The organism is Kitasatospora sp. NPDC059673 (assembly GCF_042734215.1).
In the GTDB taxonomy this organism is placed as follows: domain Bacteria; phylum Actinomycetota; class Actinomycetes; order Streptomycetales; family Streptomycetaceae; genus Kitasatospora.
The window spans coordinates 80,586-96,985 of the sequence record NZ_JBHWEN010000019.1 but is presented as its reverse complement, the minus strand read 5'-3'; the positions used below and the strand labels follow the sequence as shown (position 1 = coordinate 96,985).

Below are 16,400 nucleotides of genomic sequence, written 5' to 3'. Positions count from 1 at the left end.
CCGGACGGGAATGAGGAGCGATGACGGAGCAGGTGCCGCTGACGGTGATCGCCAAGGAGTGGGGCCGGATCGGCGTGCTCGGGTTCGGCGGGCCGCCCGCCCACATCCTGCTGCTGCGCCGGCTGTGCGTGGAGCAGCGCGGCTGGCTCGCGGCGAGCGAGTTCGAGGACGGCATCGCCGCCACCAACCTGCTGCCCGGCCCGGCCTCCACCCAGCTGGCGATCTTCACCGCCTGGCGGGTGCGCGGAACGGCCGGTGCGCTGGTCGGCGGCGCGGCGTTCATCCTGCCCGGGCTGGCGCTGATCCTGCTGCTGGCCGCCCTGTTCCTGGCCGGCAACCCGCCGCGCTGGGTGCTCGGTGCCGCCGCCGGGGCGGGTGCGGCGGTCGCCGCCGTCGCCGTGCAGGCCGCGACCGCGCTGCTCCCGGCCAGCCTGCAGCGCTCCGGCGCCGGCCCGGCCCGGGTTCGCTGGGCCTGCTACCTGCTGCTCGGCGCCGCCGCGGCGATCCTCACCGGACCGTGGCTGGTGCTGGTCCTGCTGGCCACCGGCGCCGCCGAGATCGCCTTCCGGCGCGGCACCCGCCGAACCAGCCGAACGGGTGACACCCCCGACACCGCGGCGCGCCGACCGGAGGGTGAGCCCCCGCGCCCGGCGCTCCCGCTGCTGGTCCCCGGACTGGCCGCGACCGGCGGACTCGGCGCGCTCGCCTGGGTCGCCTTCAAGGTCGGCGCGCTCTCCTACGGCGGCGGATTCGTGATCATCCCGCTGATGCAGCAGGACGCCGTGCACCGCTACCACTGGATGACGGACGGCCAGTTCCTGAACGCCGTCGCCCTCGGCCAGATCACCCCCGGCCCGGTCGTCCAGACCGTCGCCGTGGTCGGCTACGCCGCTGCGGGCATCCTCGGCGGACTGCTCGCCGCGACGGTGGCCTTCGCCCCGTCCTTCCTTCTCGTGCTGCTCGGCGCCGCCCACTTCGACCGCCTGCGCGCCAACACCGCCGTCCAGGACTTCCTCACCGGCGCCGGCCCCGCCGTCATCGGCGCGATCGCCGGCTCCGCACTCCCGCTGGCACTGGCCCTGCACCGCCCCTGGCAGTACGCGATCCTGGCCCTCGCCGCGCTCTGGCTGCTCGCCCTCCGCCGGGGCGTCGTCCCCTGCCTGCTGGCCGCCGGCGCGCTCGGCACCGTCGCCGCGCTGGTCGGCCTCCCGCTCCCATAACGGGAGCGTGCGGACCGGCAGGGGGCGCGTCGGGCGGCGAACGAGCCGGGTCCGATGGCGTGGTGCCCGGGAATGGGTGCCGCAGGTGCGTACCGTGACCGCCGAACGACGGAACCTCGGAGAAGGAGCGCCACGGATGGCCGCCACGCCTCGCACACTCGCTGTCGCCGTGCTCGCCGCCCTGCCGCTGGCCGCCCTGGCCTGGACGGCGCCCGCCGTCGCCCGGCCCGCAAGCATGTGCGGCGACGCCGTCACGCAGACCCGGCAGGACCTGGCCAACGCCGGCGCCCCCACCGACGACACCGGCTGGCAGGACGTCCGCGACGACGCCCAGCAGTTCATCGACGACCACCCCCGGAACGGCGGGGCCACCGAGGCGCTCAAACGTGACATCAACGAACTGAACACCTACTGCGCGCCCTGAAGGAGCCCGACACTCCCTGCCGCGCACCGGCGGCATCGCGGCGGCCGGTGCGCCCGCCGCCGTGCCCGCCGTCAGGCGGTAGCTCTTGCAGGTGCTCGTCGGCAGGCCGATCAGCACCACGTGGGTGATGCGTGCTGCCGGAGCGGAACGAACACCGGCTGAACGCCGGCCCGGCGGGCGGCGGTTGCGGTCACCACGGAGCGCAGGGTGTCGAGCAGGCCCACCCCCTCGGCCACCGGCTCCCGGCGCGGCCACACCTTGCCGCCTTCGGAGAGGAGGTCGTTGTACGGGGCGGCGGGCAGGACGGCGGTGCGACGGGGGCGTACACCGCGGACATGGGCTCCTCGACTCCGTCTCCGCGCTCCGGGCCATGGTCGGAGCCATGCCGATGGCCCACCCGAAGGCCGCGTCAGACGGCCGGGACGGGGACGGGGGCGCGGTAGAGGCGGGTGGCGTGGATGAGGGCGCGGGCCACCCGGAGGTCCTCGCCCTGTTCGGGGTGCCACTGGACGCCGAGGGTGAAGCCGGAGCCCTCGACGGCCTCGATGGTGCCGTCGGAGGCGTGGGCACAGACGGTGAGGCCCTCGCCGAGTCGGGCGACGGCCTGGTGGTGGTAGGTGGGGACGACGACGGACGGCTCGGGGAGCAGGTCGGCGAGCAGGGTGCCGGCGACGGGGTGGATCGGGTGGCGGCCGTACTCGCTCGGGTCGCCGAGGTGGTTGATGCCGTCGCCGACCACGTCCGGCAGGTGCTGGATCAGTGAGCCGCCGCAGACCACGTTGAGCAGCTGCATGCCGCGGCAGATGCCCAGCAGCGGGGTGCCGGAGGCGAGCGCGGAGCGGATCAGGGCGGCTTCCCAGAGGTCGCGTTCGGGGGCGTTGGCGACGGTGAGCGGGTGGGCGGGTTCGCCGTACAGGGCGGGGGAGACGTCCTCGCCGCCCGCGATCACCAGGCCGTCCAGGCGGGCCACCGCGTCCGCCGCGTGCTCGGGTGCGTCGGGCGGCAGCATGACGGCGATCCCGCCGACCTCCCGGACGAGGGCCGGGTAGCGCTCGGGGAGCAGCACCGACCGCATGGCGTCCCACCGCCCCCATCCGGCGTTGGTGAGGAAAGTACTGATGCCGATCACGGGGCGAGAGGTCATGGCGCGGATTCTGTCGCGCGGGCGCGCCCCCGGTAGTGCGACGCACCACCGGCGTGCGCCTGTCAGGCGCGTGGAGCACAGAACACGCCCCAGCTGGCGCATCCGGACCACCCGAACGGCGGTTGCGCGCGATTCTCACCCGAATCTCATCGCCGAACCCTCGATTGTGGCCGCACGCTGATTTCCCGCTTATCCGCAGCCGCTTAGGGTCTTCGATGTGAGCGAGCAGCAGATTCCGGCCGGGTGGTACCCGGACCCCGTCGACACCGACAGCGACCCCCGCCCCGAGCGCTGGTGGGACGGCAAGGGCTGGACCGCCAGCACCCGCCCGGCCTCGGCCGCCCCGACCGGCACCCCTGCCGAGGCCCCCGCCGAGACCCCCGCCGACGGGGCCACCGGTGCGCCCGTCGCCGCGCCTGCCGACGGGGCCACCGGTGCGCCCGTCGGCCCGCCCGCCGAGGCCGCGCCGCCCGCCTCCGGCGCCGAGGACACCTCCGGCGCCGAGGACACCTCCGGCGCCGAGGACACCTCCGGCGCCGAGGACACCTCCGTCCTGGAGGGCACCGTGCTGGCCACCCCCGGGCAGTCCGTCCACTACCCGCCGCTGCCGCCGTACGCCGAGCAGCCACCGGCCAAGCCGCGCCGCCGCCCGTCCAAGCCGGTGCTGGTCGCGGCCTCGGTGGCCGCGCTGCTCGGCCTGGCGGTGGGCTCCGGTGTCACCTACCTGGTGATGGACGGGCACGAGGGCAGGTCCGCCTCCGCCGCGCCGTCGCAGGACGGCCGGTTCGGGCACAAGGGCCAGGGCGACGGCGAGAGCGACGGCCAGGACGACGGTCAGAAGAGCCCGGGCGACATCCTGCCGGGCCTGCCCGGCCAGGGCGACGGCAAGGGCGGGAACGGCAAGGGCAAGGGCGGCGTGAACGCGAACCTCGCCGTGGACCTCGTCAACGGCATCTCGCTGCCGATCCCCACCGGCTGGACGGGCGGCACCACCAAGAGCGGATTCGCCAGTACGTACGTCGGCGAGTACACCTGCGTCGGCGGTTCGGACACCTGCACGCTGGGTGGCGTCAACACCAGCCGGATCACCGGCACCGACGCCAAGCAGGCCGCGCAGCAGGACATCGAGGCCGCCGCGAAGGACTCGTACGGCGACATCAAGGGCCACAAGGAGCTGAAGAGCGAGGCGGTCACGGTGGCCGGCCGGTCCGGCTACCTGGTGCGCTGGCAGGTGGACGCGGCCAAGGGCAACAACGGGTACGTGGAGACGGTGGTCTTCCCGACCGCAGACGGCAAGGCGCTGACCGCCGTCCACCTGGGCTTCGACATCGCCGACAAGGCGCCGGGCCTCGACCAGATGGACTCGATCGTCAAGGGCATCGCCGCCTTCCAGGGCGGCCTGCAGCTCCCCGGCACCACCACCTGAGCACCACCCCCTGAGCGCCACCCCCTGAGCAGCGCCGCCGAGCGGCTCAACCCCCTTCGCGCAGAAGGGTGTTGAGCCGCGCGGCCTGCCGCACCAGGTGGTCCCGCTCGGCGACCGCCCCGGCCTTCGCCGCGGCCTCGGCGTACAGCCGGGCCGCCGTCCGCAGGTCGCCGGAGCGCTCGTGCAGATACGCGGACGCGGCGGTGTGCCGGGGCAGCGTGTCGTCCAGCTCGGCGAGCGCGGCCAGGCCCGCCTGCGGCCCGTCCGCCTCGCCGAGGGCGACGGCCCGGTTGAGACGCACCACCGGGCTGCCCGTCAGGGCGGCCAACTCGTCGTACCACTCCACGATCTGCACCCAGTCCGTCTCCTCGGCCCTCGGCGCGTCCGCGTGCAGCGCCGCGATCGCCGCCTGTGCCTGGAACTCGCCCAGCCGGTCGCGGGACAGCGCCAGTTGCAGGATCGCCACCCCCTCGGCGATCAGCGCGGTGTCCCAGCGGGTGCGGTCCTGCTCGGCCAGCGGGACGAGGCTGCCGTCCGGCGCGGTGCGTCCGGCCCGGCGGGCGTGGTGCAGCAGCATCAACGCCAGCAGACCGGACACCTCCGGGTGGTCGATCCGGGCGGCCAACTGCCGGGTCAGCCGGATCGCCTCGGCCGCCAGGTCCACGTCTCCCGAATAGCCCTCGTTGAACACCAGGTACAGCACCCGCAGCACCGTCGCCAGATCGCCCGGCCGGTCCAGCCGCGCCCCACTCACCGTCCGCTTGGCGCGGCTGATCCGCTGCGCCATGGTCGCCTCCGGCACCAGGTACGCCTGCGCGATCTGACGCGTGGTCAGTCCGCCGACGGCGCGCAGCGTCAGAGCCACCGCCGAGGCCGGCGTCAACGACGGGTGAGCGCACAGGAAATACAGCTGGAGCGAGTCGTCCACGGCCGGCACCGGGCCGGGCTCCGGCTGCTCGTCCACCAGGTCCTCGCGGCGGCGGCGCGAGGCGTCCGAACGGGCCGCGTCCAGGAACCGCCGCCAGCCGACGGTGATCAGCCAGCCCTTCGGGTCCCGCGGCGGATCGTCCGGCCAGGTCCGCACCGCCTCCAGCAGCGCCTCCTGAACAGCGTCCTCCGCCGCCGCGAAGTCCGCGCCCCGGCGGACCAGCACGGCCAGCACCTCGGGCGTCAGGACGCGCAGCAGCGCCTCGTCCATCGCGCTCACCCGGCCGTCCCGGCCGTTCACTCGGTGACGGTGTTCGGCATCTCGGTCAGGAACGGGCGCAGCTCCAGCCACTCGTGGATCGGCTCCCCGTTCGCGCCGGGCGCCGCGGACAGCTCGGCGGCCAGCTCCAGCGCACGCTCGTAGGAGTCCACGTCGATCGCCATCCAGCCTGCGATCAGGTCCTTGGTCTCGGCGAACGGCCCGTCGGTGACCGGCGGGCGGCCCTCGCCGTCCGACCGCACCCAGACGCCCTGCGGGGCGAGCGCCTGCGCGTCGACGAACTCGCCGGTCCCCCGCAGCTTGTCGGCGAAGGCGTTCATGTAGTCGATGTGCGCCGTGACCTCCTCGGGCGTCCACTGGTCCATCGGCACGCAGTTCACCGCCAGCGGGTTGCCGCGGTAGTGCTTCAGCAGCAGGTACTTCGCCATCGTTCTCACTCCTCAGTGGTGACGCGACCCATTGTGGTCGCCTTCACCCCGGGGACGGAGCCGCGACGGGGTTCTCGACACGGCCGCCGAAACTTTCTTTCCGGCCCGCTACAGGAAGGTGTGGCCCTCGCCGCGGTAGGTCGGTACCGTCTCCACCACCGCGTCGCCCTCGACCAGATGCAGCTGCGCGAAACGCTCGCACAGCTCGCCGGCCTTCGCGTGCCGGAACCACACCCGGTCGCCGACCAGCAGGTCGTCCGCCGCCGAACCCAGCAACGGCGTCTGCACCTCGCCCGCGCCCTCCTGCGGGTCGTAGCGCAGACCGGCCGGCAGGTACGGGACGGGGGAACGGTCCGCCCCCGCCGGGCCCGACGCCGGGTAACCGCCGCCGAGCACCGTCACCACGCCCACCCCGGGGCGGCGCACCACCGGCTGCGCGAACAGCGCCGCCGGACGGCCCCGGAAGGAGCGGTAATTGTCGAACAGCCGGGGCGCGAACAGCCCCGACCCGGCCGCCACCTCCGTCACCGCGCGCTCCGCCACCGTGGACTCCACGCTGCCGGTCCCACCGCCGTTCACGAACTCCAGATCCGCGACCTGCCGCACCCGCCGCACCACCTCGGCCCGGCGCCGCGCCAACTCCGCCCGCGCCTTGGACTGCATCAGCCGGATCGCCGCCGAACGCACCGCACGGCCCGGTATCGCGTCCCCGACACCCGCCACATGGCCCTCGTACGCCATCAGCCCGACCACCTCGAAGCCGCGCCGCCCGTTCACCAACTCGGCGAAACGGCCCAGCTGTTCGGGCGTGCGCAGCGGCGAACGCCGCGCCCCGACCCGGACCCGGCCGCCCAGCAGGTGCAGCGAGGTGTCCAGTTCCAGGCAGACCCGCACCGTCGCCGAACCCTCGCGGGCCGCGTCGATCAGATCCAGCTGCGCCACGTCGTCGACCAGCACGGTCACCTGCCGGGCCAGCTCCGGATCCGCCGTCAGCCGCCCGAACCCGGCCCGGTCCGCCGACGGGTACGCCAGCAGCACGTCCGTGAACCCGCCGCGCACCAGCCACAGCGACTCCGCGAGCGTGAAACTCATGACCCCCGCGAAGCCCTTCCGCGCCAACACCCGTTCCAGCAGCGCCCGGCAGCGCACCGACTTCGACGCCACCCGGATCGGTTTCCCGCCCGCCCGCCGCACCAGATCCGCCGCATTGGCGTCGAACGCGGCCAGATCGACGATCGCCAGCGGCGCGTCCAGGTGCGCGGTCGCCCGGTCGTACCGGGCACGGTCGGAGACGGTGCCGCGAGTCGCGGTGGTGTCAGCGAGAGCCATGGCCGCAGACTGCCACATCGCCCTACCCGGCGGTAGGTCTCTGTTCCAGGTAGTTCATCGGACTGGTTCCCGGAGCCGTCGGCGGTCGCCTGCCGGGCGGACACACGCAGACGGGTGAGCGCGGGGCCGCTGTGCGCACCGACCGATCGACGTTCCAGGGGCCCCCGTCCGATCGGCCGACACCGAGGGCTGGTTCGACCTGGTCGAGGCGTGGTCGGCCACGCGGCGCTGAGGCTGCCGGCCGGAACGGTCCTGGTCCTGTCGGTGCGCGGGTGCCCCGGCTGACCACCGCCCGCCCCCGCCCGGGAGGTGGGCACCGTCGTGCCCGGGGCACGGACTCGGCTCAGCCCGTGTGCAGCACCCGCCACCGCACCGGGTCGGCCGGGTCGCGGTCGGTGACCTGGACGGGCGCCCACGCCCACTGCCGCACGCCGATCCCCGGCACCCGCTCGAACCGGATCGGCCCCCGGCTGCCCGTCACCCGCACGCGTGACCAGTCCGCCGCACCCGACCCCACCATGGCCGTCAGCACGGCGATGGGGTCCCAGCCCTCGAACGCGACGAACGACGGCTCCCCGCCGAGGTGTTGGCGCAGCGCCTGCGCGACCCGCGCGCCCAGCGGGTCGAGCCGCTCCGGCAGGTAGCGCAGGAACGGCACTCCGGCGCCGTCCGCGCCCAGCAGTGACGCCCATTCGGTGAACTCGGGCTGTCCGGCCGGGGCGCCGATCAGGACGTCGGCGAGCCGCCGGTCCCGGCGGACGGCCCGGACGATCGGGACCGCCGGGTCCGGGAAGCCCGTCAGCAGCAGGACGGCGCTCACCCCGGACGCGGCCAGCGCGTCGGGTACGCCGACCGGGTCGAGTGCCAGGACGCTGCCGCCGTGTGCCGCGAAGTGCTCGCGCAGGATGCGGGTGCCGGACTCCCAGTACGCGCCGCCCTGGGTCACCACCGCGATCCGGCGGTGCCCGGTGCCGAGCAGGAAGTCCGCGTACACCCGCCAGCCGTGCGACTGGGCGGGTGCCAGCCGCGCCACCAGCTCCGTCGGGTGCTCGGTCAGGGCGTCCAGCACCGCCGAGGAACAGAGGAACGGCACCCCGAGCCGGTCCGCCCGCGCCGCGGCCGCCCGGGCCACCACGCTGTGGAACTCGCCTGCCAGCGCCGCCACTTCGAGCCCGGCCAGCTCGGTCACCGCCGCCTTTGCGCGCTGCGGATCCGCCGCCGTGTCCCGCACCAGCAGCTCCACCGGGCGCCCGGCCACGCCGCCCGCCGCGTTGACCTCCCGGACGGCCAACTCCATTCCGCCCAGCAGCTGTTGACCCGCCTCGACCCACCCCGGCCGACTCAACGGAACCAGCACACCGATTCGCACCGCGCCCATGCCCGCGCCACTCCCGCCCGACGACCCGCCCACTCCCACGGAGTCGATCATCGCGACGGCACGGAGCGGCAGGCAAGGACCGGCGGGAAATGGTCGGCGGGCAGGAGTCAGCGGACGGCGCGCGTGGTGGCCGCGGCCTTCCGGATCTGCTCGCCCAGCTTCGCGGCGGTCGCGGCCGCCTCGGCGACCAGCTTGGCCGCGTCCACCGCCTGCGGATCGCCGGTCAGGCCCGGCAGCGCCTCGGCCTGCTGCCGCAGCAGGTCCGCCAGGGCGGTGACCAGGGCGTCCATCCGCTCCAGCGAGTTGGTCGCGTCCGCCGGCCGGCCCCACGCGGCGCGCCCACCGGCCACGTCCTTCGCCGCCACGGCCACCGCCTCGGCCGCGCCGCGCACCGCGAACATCGGGTCGTACGTTCCCACGATCTCCCCTTCCACCGGCACCATCCAGCCCAGCGTGCCGCACCCGCGCCACGCACGCGGGGAAATCCGAGCCCTGACGGCGCGCGCCCACCGCCGACCGCCCCGAGGTAAACGTGGCATACGCTCAACGGGTGGAGCGCAAGAACATCCCCAACCCCGGGTTCGCCGAGGACGACGGCAGTGCCGACCCCGTCCTCGCCGCGGCCCTCGCCGCCTGGCAGCAGAACCCGTCCACCGAGGGCGAGTTGCTGACCGTGCTGACGCGAAGCCGCCTGATGGTGCCGATCGTGGCCGTACTCGGGGAGGTGGAGTACGACGAGAACGGGCACAAGCGCGAGAAGACCAGCGACATGGCGGTGCCGGTACTGGAGGCCGCCGACGGACGGCGCGCGCTGCCCGCGTTCACCTCGATGGAGACCATGGCCCGCTGGCGCGCCGACGCCCGCCCGGCACCGGTGGCCGCCCCGCAGGCCGCGATGGTCGCGTTCTCCGAGCGCGCCGACATCCTCCTCGTCGACCCGGCCGGCCCCGTGACGTACCAGCTGTCGGGCGCCCGCCTGCGCGCCGTCGCCGAGAACCGGCCCTACCTGCCGCCGCGCACCGACCCCGAGGTGCACCGGGCGCTGCGCGACCTGCTGGCCGCCGAACCCGAGATCGCCGCCGCGCACCTCGCCCCGGCCGCCGACGCCGACGCCACCCTGGCCCTCGTCCTCGCCGACCCCACCGCCGACCCCCGCCCGCTCGCCACCCGCCTCGCCCAGGCCCTGGCCGCCGACGACACGCTGCGCCTGCGCCTGGACAACGGACTCCAGCTGGCGTTCCTGCCCCAACAACTCGACCAGAAACCGTTCTTCACTCGCGCCTGAGAACCGCTCCTCACACGAATGGGTGAACTCATGCAAGGGCGGTTCGCGTTCGGAGTGTTGCGTCCGAACGGGGGACCGCCCTCGCTACGTTGAGGGCTCCCGGACCAGGCGGCAGCAGGCCGTCCGGCGGTCGGCTTCGCGCGAAGGGGAATCCCGTGTTCTCGAGGACCAAGAGGGTCGTCTGTTCGCTGGCCACGGCGTTCGCGGCGGCGGTCGCGTTCACCATCACCGTGCCGAGCGGTCACGCCTTCGCCATCGACCACGTCCAGTGCGTCGGCGGCGAGAACTTCCTGAAGATCTGGTCGCACCTGGACGGCCGGGACAGCGTGGACTGCTACGCCAACGGCGGCACCACCGACTTCGGCAGTTGGTGGGTGGACCGCATCTCCACCGGCAACAACGACCTGATCTACTACGACGTCAACGGCGACTCGGTGCGGATCGACCGCTGGACGGACATCACCTTCCCCAACCACCCGCCGCAGGTCCGGGCCATCCAGATCCTCTGAACTGCCGTACGGGGGCCTGCCTGTTGATGTTCCGCCGGCAAACAGGCCCCGTCCGACAACAGGCTCAGCAGGTGATCGGACGGGTGTCCGGCCGGCTCATTACTGGCGCCCGCCGTACGTTCAGCCCCTTATCGCACCACGGCTCTGACTTGCAGCAGATCGACAGGGGATCACTCGAACTGCTGATTGCAGCTGTACGGGGTGATCGCCACGGGAAATGCTCGGCTCGGCACTGACCCACACGAAACGGAGATCGACATGGCCGAGGACGACGACGAGGTGACCTACCAGGTCACGGTCAATCAGGAAGAGCAGTACTCGCTCTGGCCTGCGGACCGGGAGCTTCCGGCGGGCTGGAAGGCCGAGGGCAAGACCGGCACCAAGGACGAGTGCATGACCTACATCAGGAACGTGTGGACGGACATGCGCCCCCGTTCGCTGCGGGAGGCGATGGGCAACGCGTAGTTGCTCCTGGAACGCCCGGGCCACCAACCCGACACTCGCCCCGGTCAGGCCCGTTGGAGCCTAGCCGGGGCGAAGTGCCGCCCGGGCCGGAGGCGCCGTCAGCTCCCCGATGCCTCCCGCCGGGCGCGCTGCTCCAGCAGCCGGACGACGCCTGCGGAGACGTACTCACCGGTCGTGAACGGCGACTTCATGTCGTGGGCCCACAGTTCGCGGGCGACGGCGTGCGGGACCTCGGAGTCCGAACCCGCCTCGTGGCGGACGATCACCGGGCAGCCGGCGTGAAGGCCGGCAGGCCCGGGCCACCACCGGGCGACCTCGTTCCGGCATGAAGATCACCACGTGCTGGACCTCCTCCAGCTTGCCCGGGCGGGCGGGGGCGGCCAGCGCCTGACGGACACTCGGCGGCGCCGCGGACAGCATCGCCCCGGCGGCGGCACCGCCCAGCAGGCTGCGGCGCGACAGTTCGGGACTCATCGGGGCTCCTCGGGCATGGTGACGCGCTCCGCAAGCTGTACGGACATCTTGCCTGGAAGGAAACTCCGGGGACGGCTCCCATCCTCAACAGGTAATATCCCTTTGCCTAGTGAGACCCTTACCGCAGGAGTGTGTGGCCATGCCCGACGACCCGACCGTCCCCGCCCTCGTCCGGGCCTGGATCAGCGGCTGGACGGTCTCCCGGGGCGCCGCCGACCCCCGGCCCGAGCCCTGGGGCTGGAGCATCGACGTCGGCCAGCCCCGCCACCCCTGGCGGCACGTCCTGCCCGCCCCCGCCGAGCCGGACGTCCGCAAACTCACCGAGGGCACCACCGTCCCGTGGACCTGGCTCAAGCTGTTCGACGTGGACGAACGCGCCCTGCCCTGGATCGGCGCCGGCTGGCACGTGGACGCTCCCGGCCACCTGATGACCTGTCGGCTGGGCCCGGAGAGCCCGACCGTCCCGGCCGGCTACCGGATCACCACCTGGAGCCGCGGCGGCGTGATCCGCGCCCTGGTGCGCACCACGGACGGCGAGTACGCCGCGGGTGGGCAGATCGGCATCGGGCCCGGCTCCGACGGCTCGCCGCTCGCCGTCGCCGACCAGATCGAGACCGCCCCCGAGCACCGCCGCCGCGGCCTCGGTTCCCTGCTGATGCGCACCCTGCAGAGCGAGGCGCACGCGGCAGGCGCGCGCACCGGTCTGCTGGTCGGCACCACCGAGGGGCGCGCCCTCTACTCCGCCCTCGGCTGGCGCTGGCATGCCCCGATGCTCAGCTTCTGGTACGACCCGTCCACGCCCACCGACCACCCGCTCGGCGGCTCCTGAGGCCGCGCCGAGGGCCGCGTCGAGAGGCCGCGCCCAGGGGCCGCTCCGAGGGGCCGCGCGGAACGGCCCGGGAACGCCGACGCCCGCCGGGAGGGCGCACTCCGGGCGGGCGGTGATCGGTGCGGTGGAGCGGAACGGCGTTCAGGCGGCGATCAGCAAGGTTCGGCGCGGGGCGATCACGCGGCCGTCCGGCAGCAGCTCGCCGGTGTCGTCGAACAGCAGGACCCCGTTGCAGAGCAGGCTCCAGCCCTGCTCGGGGTGGCGGGCGACCGGTTCGGCCGCTTCACGGTCCGAGGACTCGGCGGACGGACAGTCGGTTCGGTGCTGGCACATCGTTGTACCTCGCTTCGCTCGGGATTCGCGCCGCCGCACGGCCACCCCCCGGGGCGCCCGCCCTGCCGACGGAAGTTTTCTCACCGCATCAGGTGTGAAACGGCGTCAGCCGGGTAGGACGAGTGGTCCTCCCCGACCGACACCAGTGTCCGACTCCGCGGGCCCTCGCGCAGGCATTTGGTGACATGCGCCACAGAAGATCCGGCGAGATCACCCTACCGGGCGGCGGGCGGTTCGATCCGCGCACGGACGGGCCATCCCGGAGCGATCCGATCGGACCAGTCCGGCATGGCCCACCCGGGTGGTGCAAGCGGAAGAAGGGCGTCAGCCGACTGCCGCGCCGGCCGGGCCGAACGGCGTCAGCCGATCAGTGCGGTCGGCCGGGCCGCCGGGGCGTTGGCCAGCCGGGCGAGCAGTTCCGCGGCGGGCAGCACCTGATGGGCCGCCACCCCGAGCGGGGCGGGCGCCAGCGGGATCAGCAGATCCTCCCCGGGCAGCGCGCTGTGCAGCCACAGCGCGGAGGCGTAGTGCTCGGGCAGCGACAGCAGCCGCGGCTCGTAGCGGGCGGGGGAGGGGTGCACCAGCTGCCAGGCCTGGCGCAGCGCCCGCACCGTGGAGTCCAGGTAGGGCCCGGCGGTCAGGTGCGAGAAGGCCGGCCCGTCCGCGCCGGCGGCCACCTCGGCGGCGGCCGTCACCTGCTCCAGCCCCTCCACGGTGAACTCGCCGACGGCCAGCGGCCGGTGCTCCGGCCCCGCGCCCGCCGCGCCGCCCGCGCCGCCCGCCGCGCCGCCCGCCGTGTCGCTCGCTCCCGCCGCGCCGCCCGCGCCGTCGCAGTCCCCGTGCGGGCAGTGCGGGGCCGCCGCCGCGTCCGGACGGGCGGCGCGCAGCAGGAAGCGCCAGCCGATGCAGTCCGCCCCGGCCAGTTGCGGCGTGGGCCCGCGCAGGGCGTGCACGGGCAGCGCGAGCAGCGGCTCCGGGCGCCCCACGCTATGGCGGAGCACGGCGGCCGCCGACGGCGGCAGCGCCACCCCGGGCGCGAGGGCCGAACGGACGGCGTGCAGGGCGCCGGCCGGGGGCTGGGACAGGTGCAACGTCATGGTGAGTCGCCTCTCCGTTCGAGATCGGCGTGCTGCGGCATACCGGCATGGCATCGACATTGAGGGGTCTGGCCGTGTCCGGTTGGGCATGATCGCCGAGGGGGTGGGCGGGTCGTCGACGAGTCCCTCGACAGTGGGGGTTTCTCGGACGGCCCTGACCTGGCCTGAGCGGCGTGCGAATTCTACTCGAACAAGTGCGCAGGGTGACCTTCATATCACGGTCCGTGTCATTGCGCAAGTGGGTTTGAGCTGACCGGCCGTCAGAAACAGTGCTCCGTTCGGCTGTTCGTACCGTGGGCTATAAATCTTCGCCGTGGGCATGATGCACAGGCACTGTCGACCGAGGGGAGGGAAGGCACCCGTGGGCGAGAAGGTCGTGGCGACCCGGGCGGAGCTGGCCGACCGGCAGCTGTACCGCCGCAAGCTCCAGTCCTGTCTGGACGTACTGGGGCGAATGCTCAGGGAGGAACGGTTCGACCGCCCGAAAGCCATGATGGGCCTGGAGATCGAACTCAACCTGGCCGACGAGCAGGGGCTCCCCATGCTCGGCAACGAAGAGGTACTGGACGCGATCGCCTCGGCCGACTTCCAGACGGAGCTCGGCCGCTTCAACATCGAGCTCAACATCGCCCCCCGCCGCCTGGGCGGACACGTCTTCGAGGACCTGCGCGAGGAACTCGGCACCGCCCTGCGCTACGCCGACCGGCGGGCCGAGCAGGCCGGCGGGCGCCTCGTCATGGTCGGCATCCTGCCCACCCTCGACCTGGAGCACGCCGGACTGGAGGCGATGAGCAGCAACGACCGCTACACCCTGCTCAGCGACCAGATCCTGGCCGCCCGCGGCGAGGACATCGCGCTCGACATCGACGGCGTGGAGCGGCTCACCATCGACTCGGTGTCGATGGTCGCCGAGGCCGCCGCCACCTCCCTGCAACTGCACCTGCAGGTCACCCCCGACCGGTTCGCCTCGGTGTGGAACGCCGCCCAGTCCATCTGCGGCGTCCAACTCGCCCTCGGCGCCAACTCGCCGTTCCTGTTCGGCCGCGAACTGTGGCGCGAGACCCGCCCGGTGCTGTTCCAGCAGGCCTGCGACACCCGCACGGCCGAACTCAAGGCCCAGGGCGTGCGCCCGATCACCTGGTTCGGGGAGCGCTGGGTCGACTCCGCCCACGACCTGTTCGAGGAGAACCTGCGGTACTTCCCCGCCCTGCTGCCGATCTGCGACGACGAGGACCCGGTCAAGGTGCTGGCCTCCGGCGGTGCCCCCCGGCTCGGCGAGATGCGGCTGCACAACGGCACCATCTACCGCTGGAACCGCCCCGTCTACGACGTCGCCGACGGCGTCGCGCACCTGCGGGTGGAGAACCGCTGTCTGCCCGCGGGCCCCACCGTCGCCGACGTCCTCGCCAACGCCGCCTTCTACTACGGCCTGGTCCGGGTGCTGGCCGAACAGCCCCGCCCGATCTGGACCAGGCTGCCGTACGAGAAGGCCGACCAGAACTTCCTGAACGGCGCCCGGTACGGCATCGACGCCGTCCAGTGGTGGCCCCGCTCCGGGCGCGGCGCCCGCGGCCTGGTCGAACTGCCCGCCACCGACCTGGTGCTGAACGAACTGCTGCCGCTCGCCCACCAGGGCCTCGACCGCTGGGGCATCGCCGCCCGCGACCGCGACCACTACCTCGGCATCATCGAACAGCGCTGCCTGCGCCGCACCAACGGCGCCGCCTGGCAGGCCGCCACCGTGCACCGCCTGCGCGAACGCCACAACCTCGACCCGCACGCCGCGATCGCCGCCATGACCCGGCGCTACATCGAGGGCATGCGCAGCGGCGAACCCGTGCACACCTGGCCGGTGGACTGACCACTGACACCCCAGCACAGGGTTCAGGAACGTCTCATCGTCCTGTGAAAGGATGATCGGCCCGGAGCCGCCGTGCGCTCCGGGCCGCATCCGCCCTCGGGGAGACCAGTGACCACCGCCTCGGCCGAGCCCGCCACCACCAAGACCCCCTCCCGCCGGCTGCTCGCCGCCGAACTGCTCATCGTCCTCGGGCTCTCCCTCGGCGCGAGCGGCGTCACCGCGCTGATCAGCTTCATCGGCTCGCTCACCGAATCGGCCGACCTCGGCCAACAGGTCGCCACCCTCAACGCCTCCCGCGCCCCCGGCCGCCCCTGGCTCGACCTCGCCTGGCAGCTGTACTACATCGCCCGCGGCCTGATGCCCGTCGTCCTGGTCGGCTACCTGCTGGTCCGCGAAGGCGCCTCGCTGCGCACCCTCGGCTTCGACCTGCGCCACAAGCTCTCCGACCTCGGCCGCGGCACACTGCTCGCCGCGGTCATCGGCGGCTCCGGACTGGCCCTCTACCTCGGCGCGCAGGCGGCCGGCTTCAACCTGACCGTCGCCCCCTCCGGCCTGCCCGACGTGTGGTGGCGCATCCCCGTGCTGGTCGCCGCCGCCTGGCAGAACGCCATCCTGGAGGAGGTCGTGGTGGTCGGCTACCTGGTGCGCCGACTGCACCAGATCGGCTGGTCCTGGCCCGCGATCATCACCGCCAGCGCCGTCCTGCGCGGCTCGTACCACCTGTACCAGGGCATCGGCGGGCTGGTCGGCAACATGGTGATGGGCGTGGTGTTCTGCCTGCTCTACCGCCGCTGGCGCCGGGTCGGCCCGCTGGTCGCCGCGCACGCCCTGATCGACACCGTCGCCTTCGTCGGCTACGCGCTGCTGGCCGGGCACGTCAGCTGGCTGCCCTCCTGAACGAATCCCGCCTGACGGGTGGTCGGCTGCGGGTAGGGTGACGCCCGGTGGGCGGCGCGCGGCGCGCCGTCGAGCAGGGGAGCAGGGGAGCGGG

18 protein-coding genes are annotated in these 16,400 nt (G+C 73.6%); 9 read left to right on the top strand and 9 right to left on the bottom strand.

Annotated elements, in window-relative coordinates:
* Nucleotides 1–20 precede the first annotated feature (20 nt).
* Together chrA and ACFV18_RS22355 are read left to right on the top strand one after the other, a co-directional pair.
* Nucleotides 21–1,220 (top strand): chromate efflux transporter, encoded by a 1,200-nt coding sequence (gene chrA / locus ACFV18_RS22360; protein WP_380485808.1) that lies wholly within the window; start codon nt 21–23, stop codon nt 1,218–1,220.
* Nucleotides 1,221–1,356: 136 nt separating this feature from the next.
* Entirely contained in the window at nt 1,357–1,644 is a 288-nt protein-coding gene (locus tag ACFV18_RS22355) for a hypothetical protein (protein ID WP_380485806.1), read from the top strand.
* A 409-nt stretch (nt 1,645–2,053) separates the two neighbouring features.
* Here ACFV18_RS22355 and ACFV18_RS22350 read toward each other — a convergent pair whose 3' ends face one another.
* Nucleotides 2,054–2,788 carry a gamma-glutamyl-gamma-aminobutyrate hydrolase family protein gene (locus ACFV18_RS22350; RefSeq protein ID WP_380485804.1) on the bottom strand — a complete coding sequence of 245 codons (735 nt, stop codon included), beginning with the start codon at nt 2,786–2,788 and terminating at the stop codon, nt 2,054–2,056.
* Nucleotides 2,789–3,005: 217 nt separating this feature from the next.
* Here ACFV18_RS22350 and ACFV18_RS22345 point away from each other — a divergent pair, with 217 nt between their 5' ends.
* Complete coding sequence (locus ACFV18_RS22345; RefSeq protein ID WP_380485802.1) at nt 3,006–4,214, top strand: DUF2510 domain-containing protein; 1,209 nt, start codon at nt 3,006–3,008, stop codon at nt 4,212–4,214.
* Between the two features lie 46 nt (nt 4,215–4,260).
* On the opposite strand, the gene ACFV18_RS22340 is transcribed toward ACFV18_RS22345, so the two are convergent.
* From ACFV18_RS22340 to ACFV18_RS22320, 5 genes are all read right to left on the bottom strand, one after another.
* Nucleotides 4,261–5,412, bottom strand: a complete 1,152-nt coding sequence (locus ACFV18_RS22340; protein WP_380485917.1) for an RNA polymerase sigma factor — start codon at nt 5,410–5,412, stop codon at nt 4,261–4,263.
* Nucleotides 5,413–5,438: 26 nt separating this feature from the next.
* Nucleotides 5,439–5,849, bottom strand: a complete 411-nt coding sequence (locus ACFV18_RS22335; protein WP_380485800.1) for a YciI family protein — start codon at nt 5,847–5,849, stop codon at nt 5,439–5,441.
* Between the two features lie 108 nt (nt 5,850–5,957).
* Nucleotides 5,958–7,178 carry an alanine racemase gene (locus ACFV18_RS22330; protein WP_380485798.1) on the bottom strand — a complete coding sequence of 407 codons (1,221 nt, stop codon included), beginning with the start codon at nt 7,176–7,178 and terminating at the stop codon, nt 5,958–5,960.
* 343 nt (nt 7,179–7,521) lie between these two features.
* Complete coding sequence (locus tag ACFV18_RS22325) at nt 7,522–8,556, bottom strand: ABC transporter substrate-binding protein (protein WP_380485796.1); 1,035 nt, start codon at nt 8,554–8,556, stop codon at nt 7,522–7,524.
* Between the two features lie 107 nt (nt 8,557–8,663).
* A complete protein-coding gene (locus tag ACFV18_RS22320; protein WP_380485794.1) occupies nt 8,664–8,999 on the bottom strand; it encodes a hypothetical protein in 336 nt (111 codons plus the stop codon).
* A 107-nt stretch (nt 9,000–9,106) separates the two neighbouring features.
* Here ACFV18_RS22320 and ACFV18_RS22315 point away from each other — a divergent pair, with 107 nt between their 5' ends.
* The 3 genes from ACFV18_RS22315 to ACFV18_RS22305 all read left to right on the top strand — a co-directional run bounded on the left by ACFV18_RS22315 (nt 9,107) and on the right by ACFV18_RS22305 (nt 10,815).
* Complete coding sequence (locus tag ACFV18_RS22315) at nt 9,107–9,841, top strand: SseB family protein (protein WP_380485792.1); 735 nt, start codon at nt 9,107–9,109, stop codon at nt 9,839–9,841.
* A gap of 155 nt (nt 9,842–9,996) precedes the next feature.
* Entirely contained in the window at nt 9,997–10,350 is a 354-nt protein-coding gene (locus ACFV18_RS22310) for a beta/gamma crystallin domain-containing protein (RefSeq protein WP_380485791.1), read from the top strand.
* A 258-nt stretch (nt 10,351–10,608) separates the two neighbouring features.
* Nucleotides 10,609–10,815 carry an MbtH family protein gene (locus tag ACFV18_RS22305; RefSeq protein ID WP_380485789.1) on the top strand — a complete coding sequence of 69 codons (207 nt, stop codon included), beginning with the start codon at nt 10,609–10,611 and terminating at the stop codon, nt 10,813–10,815.
* Between the two features lie 98 nt (nt 10,816–10,913).
* Here the strand turns inward: ACFV18_RS22305 and ACFV18_RS22300 are convergent, their stop codons facing one another.
* On the bottom strand, nt 10,914–11,081 hold the full coding sequence (locus ACFV18_RS22300; RefSeq protein WP_380485787.1) for a hypothetical protein: 168 nt from the start codon (nt 11,079–11,081) through the stop codon (nt 10,914–10,916).
* 347 nt (nt 11,082–11,428) lie between these two features.
* Between ACFV18_RS22300 and ACFV18_RS22295 the strand changes: the two genes are divergently transcribed.
* On the top strand, nt 11,429–12,118 hold the full coding sequence (locus tag ACFV18_RS22295) for a GNAT family N-acetyltransferase (RefSeq protein WP_380485785.1): 690 nt from the start codon (nt 11,429–11,431) through the stop codon (nt 12,116–12,118).
* Between the two features lie 141 nt (nt 12,119–12,259).
* Here the strand turns inward: ACFV18_RS22295 and ACFV18_RS22290 are convergent, their stop codons facing one another.
* Together ACFV18_RS22290 and ACFV18_RS22285 are read right to left on the bottom strand one after the other, a co-directional pair.
* Nucleotides 12,260–12,451 (bottom strand): DUF5999 family protein, encoded by a 192-nt coding sequence (locus ACFV18_RS22290; RefSeq protein WP_043911656.1) that lies wholly within the window; start codon nt 12,449–12,451, stop codon nt 12,260–12,262.
* 359 nt (nt 12,452–12,810) lie between these two features.
* The gene (locus ACFV18_RS22285) at nt 12,811–13,548 is read right to left on the bottom strand and encodes a hypothetical protein (protein WP_380485783.1); all 738 of its coding nucleotides are present in this window, start codon (nt 13,546–13,548) and stop codon (nt 12,811–12,813) included.
* A 361-nt stretch (nt 13,549–13,909) separates the two neighbouring features.
* On the opposite strand from ACFV18_RS22285, the gene ACFV18_RS22280 reads away from it, so the two are divergent.
* Both ACFV18_RS22280 and ACFV18_RS22275 read left to right on the top strand, forming a co-directional pair.
* Nucleotides 13,910–15,409 (top strand): glutamate--cysteine ligase, encoded by a 1,500-nt coding sequence (locus ACFV18_RS22280; protein ID WP_380485781.1) that lies wholly within the window; start codon nt 13,910–13,912, stop codon nt 15,407–15,409.
* Between the two features lie 108 nt (nt 15,410–15,517).
* Nucleotides 15,518–16,306, top strand: a complete 789-nt coding sequence (locus tag ACFV18_RS22275; RefSeq protein WP_380485779.1) for a CPBP family intramembrane glutamic endopeptidase — start codon at nt 15,518–15,520, stop codon at nt 16,304–16,306.
* The last annotated feature ends 94 nt before the right edge of the window (nt 16,307–16,400 follow it).